General features: G+C 36.8%; 13 protein-coding genes and 1 riboswitch. Of the genes, 1 reads left to right on the forward strand and 12 read right to left on the reverse strand.

From position 1 onward, the window contains the following. From ACKXGU_RS06145 to ACKXGU_RS06160, 4 genes are read right to left on the reverse strand one after another with little or no spacing between them, the layout of a single operon-like run. On the reverse strand, positions 1–1,086 hold the full coding sequence (locus tag ACKXGU_RS06145) for a chorismate mutase (RefSeq protein WP_463467175.1): 1,086 nt from the start codon (positions 1,084–1,086) through the stop codon (positions 1–3). Positions 1,087–1,097: 11 nt separating this feature from the next. After that, on the reverse strand, positions 1,098–1,949 hold the full coding sequence (locus ACKXGU_RS06150) for a prephenate dehydrogenase (protein ID WP_463467176.1): 852 nt from the start codon (positions 1,947–1,949) through the stop codon (positions 1,098–1,100). Positions 1,950–1,956: 7 nt separating this feature from the next. Beyond that, on the reverse strand, positions 1,957–3,099 hold the full coding sequence (locus tag ACKXGU_RS06155; protein ID WP_463467177.1) for a pyridoxal phosphate-dependent aminotransferase: 1,143 nt from the start codon (positions 3,097–3,099) through the stop codon (positions 1,957–1,959). Then, positions 3,096–3,923, reverse strand: coding sequence for a prephenate dehydratase (locus ACKXGU_RS06160; protein ID WP_463467178.1), 828 nt, complete (start codon positions 3,921–3,923; stop codon positions 3,096–3,098). The genes ACKXGU_RS06155 and ACKXGU_RS06160 overlap by 4 nt, the downstream gene beginning before the upstream one ends. A 361-nt stretch (positions 3,924–4,284) precedes the next feature. On the opposite strand from ACKXGU_RS06160, the gene gldA reads away from it, so the two are divergent. After that, positions 4,285–5,181, forward strand: coding sequence for a gliding motility-associated ABC transporter ATP-binding subunit GldA (gene gldA, locus ACKXGU_RS06165; protein WP_463467179.1), 897 nt, complete (start codon positions 4,285–4,287; stop codon positions 5,179–5,181). On the opposite strand, the gene ACKXGU_RS06170 is transcribed toward gldA, so the two are convergent. The 8 genes from ACKXGU_RS06170 to epsC form a co-directional block, all read right to left on the reverse strand. Next, positions 5,174–5,920 carry a head GIN domain-containing protein gene (locus ACKXGU_RS06170; protein WP_463467180.1) on the reverse strand — a complete coding sequence of 249 codons (747 nt, stop codon included), beginning with the start codon at positions 5,918–5,920 and terminating at the stop codon, positions 5,174–5,176. The genes gldA and ACKXGU_RS06170 overlap by 8 nt on opposite strands. A gap of 34 nt (positions 5,921–5,954) precedes the next feature. Next, a complete protein-coding gene (locus tag ACKXGU_RS06175) occupies positions 5,955–7,046 on the reverse strand; it encodes an acyloxyacyl hydrolase (protein ID WP_463467181.1) in 1,092 nt (363 codons plus the stop codon). 44 nt (positions 7,047–7,090) lie between these two features. Next, complete coding sequence (locus ACKXGU_RS06180; protein ID WP_463467182.1) at positions 7,091–8,350, reverse strand: pyridoxal phosphate-dependent aminotransferase; 1,260 nt, start codon at positions 8,348–8,350, stop codon at positions 7,091–7,093. 65 nt (positions 8,351–8,415) lie between these two features. Further along, positions 8,416–9,372, reverse strand: coding sequence for a methylenetetrahydrofolate reductase [NAD(P)H] (gene metF, locus ACKXGU_RS06185; RefSeq protein ID WP_463467183.1), 957 nt, complete (start codon positions 9,370–9,372; stop codon positions 8,416–8,418). A 79-nt stretch (positions 9,373–9,451) separates the two neighbouring features. Then, on the reverse strand, positions 9,452–12,109 hold the full coding sequence (gene metH, locus ACKXGU_RS06190) for a methionine synthase (protein WP_463467184.1): 2,658 nt from the start codon (positions 12,107–12,109) through the stop codon (positions 9,452–9,454). Continuing rightward, on the reverse strand, positions 12,102–13,109 hold the full coding sequence (locus ACKXGU_RS06195) for a homocysteine S-methyltransferase family protein (protein WP_463467185.1): 1,008 nt from the start codon (positions 13,107–13,109) through the stop codon (positions 12,102–12,104). Before ACKXGU_RS06195 ends, metH begins: the two co-directional genes overlap by 8 nt. Before the next feature lie 48 nt (positions 13,110–13,157). Continuing rightward, positions 13,158–13,263: riboswitch (SAM riboswitch) on the reverse strand. A gap of 56 nt (positions 13,264–13,319) precedes the next feature. After that, positions 13,320–14,210, reverse strand: coding sequence for a cysteine synthase CysM (gene cysM / locus ACKXGU_RS06200; RefSeq protein ID WP_463467186.1), 891 nt, complete (start codon positions 14,208–14,210; stop codon positions 13,320–13,322). Beyond that, a complete protein-coding gene (epsC, locus tag ACKXGU_RS06205; RefSeq protein WP_463467187.1) occupies positions 14,207–14,938 on the reverse strand; it encodes a serine O-acetyltransferase EpsC in 732 nt (243 codons plus the stop codon). The genes cysM and epsC overlap by 4 nt, the downstream gene beginning before the upstream one ends. Positions 14,939–15,009 lie beyond the last annotated feature (71 nt).

The following is a 15,009-nucleotide window of genomic DNA, read 5'->3' on the forward strand; positions in this document are numbered from 1 at the left end:
CTAATTAGCATTGATAATCTTCTCCTGATGATTGATAGATTCTTGGTGAACCGCTTTAAAAACTCTTAATATAAATTCTTCACTCAAATTCTTTTCTTCACCCTGCAATATCATTTTACCTAAAATTTCATTCCAACGCTTGGTCTGTAATACAGCCACATTATGAGCTTTTTTAAGCGAACCAATGTCATCGGCCACCTTCATACGTTTGCCTAGTATCTCAATGAGTTGATGATCTATAACATCTATCTGTGTTCGAAGTGTGTTTATCTTATTTTTGAATTCAGCCGCTTCACCGGTTTCCTTTCTGATTTTCAAATTGTTCATAAATTCAATCAGCGTACTCGGTGTGATTTGCTGTGCTACATCACTCCAAGCATTATCAGGATCAAAATGCGTTTCTACCATTAAACCATCATAATTTAAATCTAGAGCCGTTTGACATAAATCAAAAATGATATCGCGTCGTCCAGCTATATGCGAAGGATCCAAAATAAGGGGTAAATCTGGGAAACGATTTTGTAAATCAATAGGTAATTGCCATTCTGGGTTATTTCTATATCGGGTTTTTTCGTAGGTTGAAAACCCTCTATGAATAACTCCTAATTTTTTTACATTGGCTGTATAAAACCGTTCAACAGCTCCCAGCCACAAGGCCAAATCTGGATTAACCGGATTCTTGACCAATACCGTTTTATCCGTTCCCTTTAGGGCTTCAGCAATTTCTTGGACTATAAATGGACTCACAGTTGTTCTGGCTCCTATCCATAGAATATCCACATCATGTTGTAATGCCAAATCGACATGATTCGCATTGGCCACTTCCGTGGTAATGAGCATACCCGTTTCTTCTTTTGCTTTTTGCAACCATTTAAGTCCCAATGCACCTACACCCTCAAAATTTCCCGGACGTGTTCTGGGTTTCCAGATACCGGCTCGTAAAACCGTAGCATCACTATCTTTTAATTGATGCGCTATTTTTAACACTTGCTCTTCGGTCTCTGCGCTACAGGGACCTGCTATGACCAATGGATGATTCAACCCAAATGCATCTAACCAAGACCTTAATTCCTTTTTGTTTTCCATAGTCTTCTCCTTTATTTTATTCCGTTTAATATATCCTTAATATGATTGGTATTTCTCATCTCATTGTAGATTTCATCAAAATCATCATGCTTCATAAAATCTTTAAAAGCTGTCAAATTTTGAATATACTCTTCCAGGGTTTCAATAACATTGGTTTTATTTTGCCTAAATATTGGGGTCCACATGTCGGGTGAACTTTTTGCCAATCGAACTGTTGACGCGAAACCACTGCCTGCCAAATCAAAAATATCCCGTTCGTTTTTTTCCTTTTCGATGACTGTTTTTCCAAGCATAAATGAACTGATATGCGACAGATGCGACACATACGCAATATGCTTGTCATGAGCTTCAGGGTTCATATAACGAATACGCATACCCATAATTTTAAATATCGCCAATGCACGTTCCTGTAACTTGAATGCCGTTTTTTCAACTTCGCAGATAATGTTGGTTTTTCCCTGAAATAGACCTTCCATGGCAGCTTTTGGCCCTGAAAATTCCGTTCCAGCAATGGGATGGGTTGCTAAAAAATTTCGGCGTTTGGGGTGGTTAGCAACACTATTACAAATGGCTGACTTTGTTGAACCAGACTCCATGACCAAGGCATCATCAGAAACAGCATCTAAAATTTTGGGAAGCATTTCAACCGTAGCATCTACTGGAATTGACACAATAACGATGTCGGCCTTTTTTAAATCGCTAAACACCGCTTTCTTGTCAATGATTCCAAGTTCCAAAGCTTCTTCCAGATGACTATTATTACTATCAATTCCATTAATGGTAATTTCTGGATTGAGCTTTTTAACATCTTTGGCAATACTACCACCAATTAAACCAACTCCTATGATATAAATATTCTTCATACTTTTCTTATATTCTGGCTAATGCTTCTTCTAAATCATCCGTTGTGGCACACAGTGAAAAACGAATATACCCTTCGCCTTTTGGACCGAAGATGGTACCTGGCGCAACAAATATGTTTTTGTCCTTGAGTAACACATCAATAAATTCTTCGGATTTCACATAAGCTGGTAATTTTGCCCAAACAAACATACCAGAACTATTTTTGTCATAAGTACAGTTGAGTGCTTCGGCTATTTTCCAAACAATTTCACGTCGTTGTTCATAGACATTGTTGAGACTGACATACCATAATTTAGTACACTTTAAAGCCTCAATAGCACCTTTTTGAATACCATAAAACATCCCAGAATCCATATTGCTTTTAACTTTTAAAATGGCATTAATGAACTCGGATTTCCCCAAGACCATTCCCACGCGCCATCCAGCCATATTAAAGGTTTTACTTAATGAGTTTAACTCCAGACCAACATCTTTGGCTCCCGAAACACTAAACAAACTTTTTGGTGAATCATTCAAGATAAAACTATACGGATTGTCATTGACAATTAAAATTTGATGCCTTTTTGCAAAAGCCACCAATCGTGTAAAAAAAGCTTCACTGGCCTTTGCTCCTGTTGGCATATGCGGATAGCTAATCCACATTAGTTTGACGTTTGACAAATCTTGTTCTTCCAGAGCATCCAAATCTGGTAACCAATTATTTGATGCATCCAATTCATAAAAAATGGGTTTGGCACCAACCAATTTAGTAACCGATGTATAGGTTGGATAACCCGGATTTGGAATAAGCACGCCATCACCTTCATTTAAAAAAGCCATTGAGATATGCATAATCCCTTCTTTGCTTCCCATAAGTGGCAATACTTCCGTTGAAGGACTCATATACACATCAAACATATCACGATAAAATGCCACAATAGCCTCGCGCAGATCTGGTAATCCTTGATAACTTTGATATCTATGCGCCTGTTCATCATTCAAACCTTCAACCAAAGCCGAAATGACTTTTTGAGGTGGCTGCAAATCCGGACTACCAATACCCAAGTTAATGATTGGCTTACCGTTTGCCTTTAAAAAATTGACCTCGCGCAACTTCCTTGAGAAATAGTATTCCTCTACTGATTCCAGTCTATTTGCAAATTCAATCATGGTTTCGCATTTATATATTCTCCCAATACCTTAAAATGTTCTGTCATTATGGCCATTATGGACTTGGCTTTTTTAAAATGTTTATAATCATCAAAAGTAACATCAATAAAAAAAGCGTATTTCCAAGGTGTTTCAATTTTAGGCATGGATTGTATTTTGGTTAAATTCAAATGACAATCACTCATCACATTCAACATAGCTGCCAAACTCCCTCGCTTATGTTCCAACTCGAATTTTAGTGATGCTTTGTTTATAAGATTTTCAGCAACTTCATGATTTTCCCTTTTCACTATAACAAATCGCGTTTCGTTATGTTTAATAGTCTGAATACTTTTGGCTACTATCTCTAAACCATATAGTTCGGAAGCTAATTGGCTACCAATAGCAGCTATTTTTTTGACTTCAGTATCTGCAATCCGTTTAGCTACTTCGGCTGTATCAGTATCTTCTACAAGTTTCATGTGCGGGTAGGACTTAAAAAAATCCTTACACTGTAGCAGTGCCATTGGGTGTGAACGAACTTCCTCAATTTCTTGTAAAGACTGATTTGGCAATGCCATTAAACAGTGCTGAATATCCAAATAATGCTCACCAACAATATGCAAATTATGAGTATCAATCAATGCATAGTTAGGAATAATTGAGCCCGCTATTGAATTTTCCAAAGCCATAACCACAGCATCAGTTTCATCAGTTAACAAACTTTGAACCGCACTATCAAAAGTCAAACATTCTTGTATGGTAACTTCCTTTCCAAAATATTGATTGGAAACGATATGATGGAATGATCCTTTTATACCTTGTATGGCAACCGATTTTATCATGTAAAAAAAAAGTCCCGATTTCCATCGAGACTTATATTTATAGTTTATTCAAAATACACCTATAACGTCTCGTTTCTTCTGTTAAAAAAGAAATAATAACCGCTATAGTATGTAAAATTTGTGCTTGTTTTCATAATCTGAATAGCTAAAGTAACCAATAAAATGAAAAAACAAAATCATTTTTAAAATCTTTTAAAATTATATCGTTTTCGTAGTACAAGGCAATAATAGAATTTCTAAAGGGAGTGCTCTAAAAAAGAAATTCTATTATTTTGGATTCCCGTCTTCACGGGAATGACAATTTCAACGGAATTCTTTTTTTATCGAATTAAATCCTATTTTTGAGAAACAATTCACACCTATGTCAATATCTGTTGAAAACATTAGCAAACTTTATGGCGAACAAAAAGCTCTAAACAATATTTCCTTTAAGGTCAACAAACCTGAAATTGTCGGGTTTTTAGGTCCTAATGGTGCTGGTAAGTCAACGATGATGAAAATCTTGACAACCTACATTGAACCATCGGAGGGTCAAGCCAAAGTCAATGATTTTGATATTACGGCTCAAAAAAAACAAGTACAACAAAGCGTTGGTTATTTGCCTGAACACAATCCGTTGTATCTGGAACAATATGTCAAAGAGTATTTAGCGTTCAATGCCCAAGTTTATGGGGTTAAAAAAACACGCATAGATGAAGTCATTGAATTGACGGGATTAACGCCGGAAGCACATAAAAAAATAGGGCAACTATCTAAAGGCTATAGACAGCGTGTTGGGCTTGCCAATGCCATGTTACACAATCCTGATGTGCTCATTCTTGATGAACCCACAACGGGTTTGGACCCCAATCAATTGGTGGATATACGCAACTTAATCAAGTCTATTGGTAAAGAAAAAACGGTCTTCTTATCAACTCATATCATGCAAGAGGTGGAAGCTATGTGCGACCGTGTTATCATCATCAATAAAGGTGAAATTGTAGCCAACAAAACCCTTAAGGAATTAAGAGATGATAAGGAACAAGTGGTGATAGTTGAATTTGATTATCGTGTGGAGGACGCCTTTTTATTAAAACTTCCGAAGGTGAAACAGGTTGAAAATACCCACGACTTCGTGTATGAAATCACCTTTTCAACAACTGATGATATGCGTTCGCATGTGTTTGATTTCGCCCATGACAATCAATTAAAAATTCTGCAGCTGAATCAAAAAAATGCTAGTTTGGAAAGTCTGTTTTGGGAGTTGACAGCTAATTAAAAATAAGCCTTCCAGTATATAATTGCTCCACCTCTACTGTTGGTGGTCTATTTACCGAAATCAAATCGCCTGTTCCAACCAATTCGCCACTCAAGGATTGTTGTGGGTTCACAATCATATCATTACTGCCTCGATGGTATATTTCTACATCTTGAGCAACCAAATGAGCGCCTTCAAATCGTCCGGCTCCGGAATAGAATTCAACTGTGAGATTATTGGTTTCACCAGAGATATAAAAAGAAGAAATATTATTCGATACGATTCGCAAATTGTTGGTATTTAACTGTAAATTAAAATCCCCAACCGTAAAGGTACCAGTAGCATTAAAATCTTCCGAAAGCAGGTTCAATGTTTGGTAATTTAAAACACCATCTGATTTTACGGAATATTGTGAAGACGTTCTAATAGTTCTAATATTGGGTGCCGAAACATAAACTTTCGTTATACCATATTCACGCACATAATTACAGGTATTATTGTCTATTAATTGTAATTCATTATCCACAACGCGAGCTTCCACATCATTCAACAAGTATTCACCAGTTTCAATAATAACTTGATAGTCGGAAGCTTCCTTCAAAATTAATTCCACATCGCGATTAACCAAAATCTTGTCAAAATCTGAAACCGCAACCTCCTGCTGAATGATAGTCCCGGCATTTTGAATGCAGTCATTGGCATTCTCCTTGCTACAAGATGCAATAAAAACTATAATTAATATGTATATAATTTTCTTCATAATAGATTCCTGCCTTCGCAGGAATGACAGACTTTTATAATCGAATTCCAGCACCAAATTCAACGGCTTCGGCTTTAGCGCCATGAGATTTTAAAGTCAAAGCTCCAAACCATTTATCACCAAAATAACGTTTCAGACCAACCCGAATATAGGTTCTACCTTCAAAATCAAACGGGTAATACACATAATATCCCAATTGGGTAACCACCGACATTTTATTGATAAATAATTCATGCCCTGCAAACAAACCTACACGCTTATAATCTTCATCACCAGACACATTCTCTTCTGGAAACGCGACCGATTGGTAATATATTAATTCATCCAAAAACTTCGAGAAAAAAGCATCGACACCTAATTGCACCGCACTTTTGTGACCCAATCGCTTATCAGCATAGGCCGACACAATATAAAATGGAAACTGACCACTACCTACAACATCACTTTCATTCACGCCACTTCTGAATACCAAATTATACTTTATACGCTCTGTAAATTTTTCTTTGGTGATGGTTTTAATGTATTCAGCATCTTCTTCATCCAAATTATAGGTCACACCCACATTAAAGGTTATGGAATTTACACTGGTATTTGGTGCCTTAACATTGGCATTGCTATAGTGAATTAAACTCACACCTGCCTGTAATCCAAACCTATCAAAAATGCGCTCCTTTTTATAATTAAGCATCAAATAGGTGCTACTTAATAATCGTGATCCAAATGCTATATTTTTGTGATTATCAACCTTATCATAAGGATTGGTAGTATAAGCCAGCCCTTGACCAATTCGTAACATCAGGTTACGCTTCAAGAAATAAAAATTGTAATGGGCATACAATGAGTAGTTATTTCCTAACACGTCATTCTTCAAATTTTGATAGGCAAATGATACGCCATAATCAGGATAACCATAACGTTGTTCCCAATCTTGATTACCAAAGGTCTTTTTATTCCAGCTTAAAATAAAACCTTCAGGATGTCCTTTGATTAAATGAAGGATATCGTTGTTATGAAGCGCGATATTTCCCTTAAAGTAGTTAATATCGAAGTAAGAATTGGTTTGTTTTTCTTGAGAAAAACTCAATAAACCAAAACCGAAAAGAAAAAACGCTAAATAAGGCCTCATGAACAAAGTTGTGGCGTAAATGTATGTAAATTCTTAAACAGTCATTAGCTTAATTTCAACAAAGCAGCTTCCAGCAATTCAAAAATGGTTTCAATATCTTCTGTTCTTGCTGTTCCAACTGATAATCTGAACCAATTAGAATCTGTCGATGCCCCAAAGGCATAAAAGGGAACGATTGCTAACTTGGCTTCATTTAATAAATAACTGGTTACTTCTTGAATAGTATGCAATTGACTCCCATCTTGAGTTGTTTTACCAATCAAATCAAACTGAACAGTCAAATACAAAGCGGCTTCGGGTTCTATGGCTTTTACTGGAAATCCTTTGTCCTGCAACGCACTAAACCCTTTATAAAATGACACTAAACGATCATTTAATTCCGATTTAATGTTTGAAAGATAATCAGAGACTTCAGCATCTTGATTCAGATAGGTTGCTGTTGCCAATTGTTCTGCTTTAGGTGACCAAGCACCGATGTGGCTTAACATGGCTTTCATTTTATTGATAACATGACTTGGTCCAAAAGCCCAGCCTACACGAACACCAGTCGCTGCGAAGGCTTTAGAGATTCCATCAACAAAAATAGTATAGGCTCTCATTTCTGAAACCAGCTCTACTGGATTATAGTGAACGGTCTCTCCATAGGTTAATTGCCAATAAATTTGATCGTATAACACATATAATGGTTTTTCATCATTTACCGTTCTGCGTTTGTTTTCCTTGACAACCAGTTCAGATATTTCAAACAGTGTATCCTTATTAAATGTGGTCCCTGTTGGGTTTAACGGTGAACACAATGCTATTAAATTCACTGACTCAATATGAGGTTCAATATCAGCAACTGTTGGCATGAATTTATTTTCCGCTTTTGTTTCAACAACCACCGCATTGTTTCTTGACAAATATGTATAAGCATCATTGTTCCATGATGGCACTGGGTACAAAACGGTATCGTTAATATCTAGTATCGTCTGGTAAATGGCATAAATTAAAGGTCTTGCGCCACCAGATACTAAAATTTCGTCTTTTGAATAATCTAACTTGAGATTTTCAGATAAATAATTAGCAACACTCACACGCAGCGATTCCATACCATTAGCAGCAGGATAATTTGTGTGATTGTTACCATAAGCTTTAATAATCTCTTCCTTAAGGGCATTAGGAATAGGAAAAATATTAGGATCAAAATCACCAATAGTTTGGTTATAAACCACTACCCCTTGTTCTTTGAGAGCATTAACTTCTCCCGCAATTTTTATAATTTCTGAACCTTTTAACCCTTCGGCTAATTTAGACGTTTTCATTACCTGACATATTTTCCGCAAAAGTACACTTTATAAAACTATTTTTATAAAGCATCACGCTTTTATTAAAACACGGCTTTAGCAATAGATTTAATATTATCACTCTTACCCATTGAGTAATAATGCAATACCGGGATACCTGCTTTTTGAAGTTCTTTAGATTGTTGAATACACCATTCCATGCCCACTTGAGCGACTTGGGTATTGTCTTGACACTTTATAATCTCCAAAATTAAAGCTTCAGGCAAGTCTACATGAAACCGATGCGGAATTAAGTTCAATTGTTTTTTAGTTGCAATGGGTTTTAAACCTGGAATAATAGGAACTGTAATACCTTCGCTTCGACATTTTTCAACGAATTTGAAGTACTTATCATTATCAAAAAACATTTGTGTCACAATATATTCAGCCCCTTTTTTGATTTTCTTTTTTAAAAAGTGAATATCACTTTCCAAACTAGGTGCTTCAGCATGCTTTTCTGGGTATGCAGCCACACCAACGCAAAAGTTTGTTTTGGACGAATTCTGTAAATCATCATCCAAATAATTTCCTTGATTCAATTCCTGAATTTGGTGTACTAATTCACTGGCATAAGCATGACCCTCTTTTTCGGGTCTAAAATAGGTTTCTGTTTTTACGGCATCACCTCGTAAAGCCATGACATTATTAATGCCCAAAAAATCTAAATCAATTAAAAAATTCTCCGTATCCTCCTTCGTAAATCCACCACATAAAATATGTGGGATAGCATCAACACCATATTTGTTTTGAATGGCCGCACAAATCCCAACAGTCCCTGGACGTTTTTTTACGACCTGCTTTTTTAATAAGCCATCCTCCAATTCTTTATACACATACTCTTCTCGATGGTAAGTTACATCAATGAATGGTGGTTTAAACTCCATCAAGGGGTCGATATTATCAAAAATGGACTGTATGTGCTGCCCTTTTAATGGTGGTAAAATTTCAAAGGAAAACTGCGTTTTCCCGTTGGCATTCTTAAGGTGTTCTGTTACTTTCATACTCATGCCTGCAAAAGCAGGTGTCTTTTTATTTAATATTTATGCTTTCAATAGATTCCAGCCTACGCAGGAATGACAGTTATTCTACCAAGTTTGGACTCAACCATTTTTCAGCGTCTTCTTTACTTAATTGTCTCCGTTTGGCATAATCCTCCAATTGGTCGTTGGTAATCTTACCCAAACCAAAATATTTGGCCTCTTTGTTGCCAAAATAATAACCACTAACACTAGCAGCAGGCCACATGGCTAAACTCTCTGTGAGTTTCACACCTATGGCTTCTTCAACATTTAAAATATCCCAAATGGTTTTCTTCTCCAGATGATCTGGACAGGCAGGATAACCGGGCGCTGGACGAATACCCTTGTAATGTTCCGAAATTAATTGGTCATTATTTAAATTTTCTTCAGCAGCATAACCCCAAAACTTCTTACGAACCTGTTCATGCAAGTATTCAGCAAAAGCTTCAGCCAATCGATCAGCCAAAGCTTTAATCATGATGGCGTTATAATCATCATGATTCGCTTCAAAGTCTTTAGCTATTTCATCGGTACCGAAACCAGTAGTGACACAAAAGCAACCCATATAATCTGTTTTACCAGATTCTTTGGGCGCAATAAAATCGGCTAAAGCGTAATTAGGAATTCCATCTCGTTTTTTGAGTTGTTGGCGCAGCGTTAAAAACTTAAATTGATTATCAATTTCAATGTCATCATCATTTACGGTGTTTGCCGGAAACAAACCAAAAATGGCTTTGGCTTTCAAGAGTTTTTCTTTGAATATTTTTTGAAGTAGTATTTGAGCATCGTTGAATAATTCTGAAGCTTGTTTACCAACTATCTGATCAGTTAAAATTTCAGGATATTTTCCATGTAAATCCCAACTTCTAAAAAACGGAGTCCAATCAATATAGCCCTCCAAAATTGATATATTAAAATCCTCTAAAACCTGAATACCGAGTTGATTTGGCTTAATAATGTCAGCACTTTCCCAATTAATTTGGAATTTTCTCTTTCGGGCTTCTTCTAAAGTCACATATTCCTTTTGCTTACTTCGTCCCAGGAATTGTTCACGGAAATTTTCGTATTCTTCTTGAATTTGTTCCTTATAAACACGGTTATCCTTTTGTAGCAAATTTCCAACAACCGTTACTGCGCGAGAAGCATCATTGACATGCACCACCGTATTGGAATAATTGGGCGCAATTTTTACAGCCGAATGTGCCCTTGAAGTTGTAGCCCCTCCAATCATTAATGGAATATGAAAACCTTTTTCTTCCATGGCTTTCGAAACATAAACCATTTCATCTAAAGATGGTGTGATTAATCCACTTAATCCAATGACATCCACATTCTCTTCAATAGCTGTTTGTATAATTTTTTCAGGTGGCACCATGACGCCTAGGTCAATAATATCATAGTTATTACAACCCAGAACCACACTCACAATATTTTTACCAATATCATGTACATCACCCTTAACCGTTGCAAGCAATATACGACCGGCACTTTTTGCGGTGGAATCTTTGTCTTTTTCTATAAACGGTTGTAAATATGCTACAGCCTTTTTCATCACGCGTGCCGATTTTACAACTTGCGGTAAGAACATTTTTCCGCTTCCAAATAAATCGCCAACGACATTCATACCTTTCATTAAATGGCCTTCTATAACTTCAATAGGTCGTTCTACGGATTGTCGTGCCTCTTCTACATCATCAACAATGAAAGCATCAATACCTTTTACCAAGGCATGGGTAATTCGTTCTTGAAGAGGCTCTTGTCGCCACTCTTGAACTTTGGTATTATCATCCTTTTTCTGTCCTTTTACTTTTTCGGCAAACTCTAATAAACGTTCAGTGGCGTCATCACGACGATCAAGTAGAACATCTTCGACGTGCTCGAGTAAATCTCTTGGTATTTCATCATAAACTTCCAGCATAGCCGGATTCACAATTCCCATAGTCATGCCATGTTTAATGGCATGGTAAAGAAATGCTGAATGCATGGCTTCTCTCACTGTATCGTTTCCACGGAATGAAAAGGATACGTTACTCACACCACCTGATACATTCACACATGGTAAATTTTCTCGAATCCACTGTGTTGCTTTGAAGAAATCTACTGCATTTTTTCGGTGTTCATCCATCCCAGTCGCAACCGGAAAAATATTGGGATCAAAAATGATATCTTCTGGTGAAAAGTGAACAATATCAACTAATATGTCATAGGAACGTTTACAAATCTCAATTCGTCGCTCATAGTTGTCCGCCTGTCCTTGCTCGTCAAAAGCCATGACAATTACAGCAGCTCCATAACGTTTTATCAATTTAGCCTGACGTGTAAATTCAGCTTCACCTTCTTTTAAGCTTATAGAGTTCACGACACATTTCCCCTGCACCACTCTTAAACCCGCTTCAATAATTTCCCATTTGGAACTGTCAATCATAATGGGAATTCTTGCAATATCGGGCTCTGAAGCAATCAAATTAAGAAAGGTTGTCATGGCTTGCACACCATCGAGCATACCTTCATCCATGTTCACATCCAAAATCTGCGCACCACCTTCAACTTGATGCCGAGCAATTTCCAAAGCTTCAGAAAAATTTTCTTCCTGAATCAATCGTAAAAATTTTCTGGAACCTGTAACATTGGTACGTTCCCCAACATTAATAAAATTACTTTCAGGCGTGACAACCAATGGTTCTAAACCTGATAATGTTAAATAGTTACAATTAGACATTGGCGGCAGTTTTTAAGGGTCTAGGTCTATATTCTTCAGCCACTTCAGCAATGGCTTTAATATGTTCAGGTGTGGTACCACAGCAACCACCAATAATGTTGACTAGCTCATGATCCAAATAATCTCTGATGAGTGCTTGCATTTCTTTGGGTGTTTGATCATATTCCCCAAAGGCATTCGGTAAGCCTGCATTAGGATGTGCCGAAGTAAAAAATTCTGTTTTTTGGGCTAATCGTTGTAAATAGGGCTTCAATTGTTCAGCTCCCAAAGCACAATTAAACCCAATACTTAATAACGGGATATGAGAAACAGACGCCATGAATGCTTCTACCGTTTGTCCTGACAATGTTCTCCCTGAAGCATCCGTAATGGTACCTGAAACCATTACTGGTATATCTATCTGGCGTGTCTCTTTGACTTCTTCAATGGCAAATAAAGCCGCTTTGGCATTGAGTGTATCAAATATGGTTTCCACCAAAAGCATATCAACACCACCATCAATCAAAGCTTCCACTTGCTCTTTATAGGCAATACGTAGTTCTTCAAATGTAATGGCCCTATACTCTGGACGGTTAACATCAGGTGATAAACTCGCCGTACGATTGGTCGGCCCAATACTTCCAGCAACAAAACGTGGTTTGGTTGGGTTAGTATTTGTAAATTCTTCAGCAACTAGTTTAGCTATTTTTGCAGATTCATAATTCAACTCATAAACCAAATCTTCCATATGGTAATCAGCCATCCCTATAGAAGTTCCAGAGAAGGTATTCGTTTCCACAATATCAGCTCCAGCTTCAAAATACTTTCTATGTACTTCAGCAATAGCCTGCGGTTGGGTTAAGGACAGTAAATCGTTATTTCCTTTTAAGGGATATGGAAAATCTTTAAATCGATCTCCGCGATAATCTGCTTCATCAAATTTATAGCGTTGCAACATGGTACCCATGGCGCCATCAAGCACAAGAATTCGATTTTGTAATATTTTGAAAATTTCTGACATTTTATAGTATTTAAAATGTCATCAAGAAAAGAGAGAAGAATAATTCTCGGGTTATCTGTCCCATTCTATATGGGTAGAATTTAGCACCTTCTTTAGAAATAAAGGGTTGCTAAGGCTTCAACGGGTCTATTCCCTCTGCCTTTCGTGATAACATCAATAATATTATGAACTAAAGGACAAATAAAAAGAATAAAAATGGGATACACAATTTTATTCAAACAAATCTGAAGACAAATACCTATCACCAATATCACAGATGACGGCAACAATTGTCCCTTTATCAATCTGATGCGCAACCTTCAAAGCCACAGCAACTGAACCACCACTGCTCATTCCTGCAAAAACGCCTTCTTTTTGAGCTAATAATCCGGCTGTTTCTCTAGCTTCCCCCTCGCTCACTTCAATAATTTCATCTACTTTTTCAGGGTTAAAAATCTTTGGTAAATAGGCTTCTGGCCATTTGCGGATACCTGGAATTTTAGAACCGTCGGTAGGCTGTGCGCCTATAATTTGAATATTTTGATTTTGTTCTTTTAAAAAAGTTGACGTTCCCATAATGGTTCCTGTGGTTCCCATGGCAGATACAAAATGGGTGATTTCTCCGTTAGTATCTTTCCAAATTTCTGGGCCAGTGGTTTTGTAATGCGCTTTCCAGTTATCATCGTTAGCGAATTGATTGAGCATAAAGTAGCCTTTTTCTTTTTGCAATTTTTCGGCAAAATCGCGAGCACCTTCTATGCCTCCTTCATTGGAGGTTAAAATTAATTCGGCTCCATAAGCTCGCATAGTTTTAATGCGTTCCTCCGTTGAGTTTTCAGGCATTACCAAAACCATATTCAATCCTAACAATCTTGAAATAAATGCCAAAGCTATGCCTGTATTGCCACTTGTTGCCTCCACAAGCGTATCGCCTATTTTGATTTCACCTCGATTTAAGGCTTCAGAAATCATATTGAAGGCTGCCCGATCCTTTACACTGCCTCCTGGGTTTTTTCCTTCCAATTTCAGAAACAATTTAACGCCTTCTTTATTGACGATGTTTCGAGCTTCAACAAGTGGCGTGTTGCCAATAAAATCTAAAATGGTTTTTTTGTAGGTCATGGTTTTCTTGTGCTAATTTTAATTTCAGATTGATACGTGACCAAGGAATTTGGCGGCACAGATTGGGTGATCCAGACATTGGCACCAATAATACTGTTTTCACCAATAACAATATCCCCTCCCAATATGGTAGCATTAGCATAAATAGTCACATTATCCTCTATGGTTGGATGGCGTTTGGTCTGTGCCAAACTTTTTTTGATGGACAATCCGCCTAAAGTAACCCCTTGATAGATCTTGACATGGTCTTTTATAATAGACGTCTCTCCAATTACAATTCCTGTACCATGATCAATAAAAAAAGACTTACCTATAGAAGCTCCAGGATGGATATCGATTCCTGTTTTGCCATGTACCGATTCACTCATCATACGCGCTAAAATGGGTAAACCCAAATTAAAAAGTTCGTGACTCAATCTATATATGGCAATAGCATAAAAGCCAGGATAGGCTAAATAAACTTCCTGCAAACTATTACTGGCTGGATCATTTTTCTCTATGGCTATGGCATCCAATTCTATATTTTGTTTAATAAAAGGGATTTTTGATTTAAAGGCTTCCCAAAGCGGTTTGCTGTTATTATTGCTTACTTCTGAAACAATAGTTTCAAATAGTGACTCCAGTTCATTAAATTCCTGTTTCTGTTTATTGTCATCATCAAACAAGGCATAGAACAATTGCTTTGTAAATTCATTTACCGTTTCCTTAATCCTTAAATTTATTTGCATGTTGTTTTAAATAAAATCATAATCAATATAAAATTAACACTTCTATTTTAAATTATGCTATTCAATATTTA

This window comes from Hanstruepera sp. CR43 (assembly GCF_055227665.1).

Bases quoted from the DNA above. Each gene is read 5' to 3' on its own strand.
- metH (WP_463467184.1), bottom strand. From the start codon at position 12,109: ATGTCTAATTGTAACTATTTAACATTATCAGGTTTAGAACCATTGGTT.
- ACKXGU_RS06150 (WP_463467176.1), bottom strand. From the start codon at position 1,949: ATGAAGAATATTTATATCATAGGAGTTGGTTTAATTGGTGGTAGTATT.
- ACKXGU_RS06195 (WP_463467185.1), bottom strand. From the start codon at position 13,109: ATGTCAGAAATTTTCAAAATATTACAAAATCGAATTCTTGTGCTTGAT.
- ACKXGU_RS06145 (WP_463467175.1), bottom strand. From the start codon at position 1,086: ATGGAAAACAAAAAGGAATTAAGGTCTTGGTTAGATGCATTTGGGTTG.
- epsC (WP_463467187.1), bottom strand. From the start codon at position 14,938: ATGCAAATAAATTTAAGGATTAAGGAAACGGTAAATGAATTTACAAAG.
- ACKXGU_RS06155 (WP_463467177.1), bottom strand. From the start codon at position 3,099: ATGATTGAATTTGCAAATAGACTGGAATCAGTAGAGGAATACTATTTC.
- ACKXGU_RS06175 (WP_463467181.1), bottom strand. From the start codon at position 7,046: ATGAGGCCTTATTTAGCGTTTTTTCTTTTCGGTTTTGGTTTATTGAGT.
- gldA (WP_463467179.1), top strand. From the start codon at position 4,285: ATGTCAATATCTGTTGAAAACATTAGCAAACTTTATGGCGAACAAAAA.
- ACKXGU_RS06160 (WP_463467178.1), bottom strand. From the start codon at position 3,923: ATGATAAAATCGGTTGCCATACAAGGTATAAAAGGATCATTCCATCAT.
- cysM (WP_463467186.1), bottom strand. From the start codon at position 14,210: ATGACCTACAAAAAAACCATTTTAGATTTTATTGGCAACACGCCACTT.
- ACKXGU_RS06170 (WP_463467180.1), bottom strand. From the start codon at position 5,920: ATGAAGAAAATTATATACATATTAATTATAGTTTTTATTGCATCTTGT.
- metF (WP_463467183.1), bottom strand. From the start codon at position 9,372: ATGAAAGTAACAGAACACCTTAAGAATGCCAACGGGAAAACGCAGTTT.
- ACKXGU_RS06180 (WP_463467182.1), bottom strand. From the start codon at position 8,350: ATGAAAACGTCTAAATTAGCCGAAGGGTTAAAAGGTTCAGAAATTATA.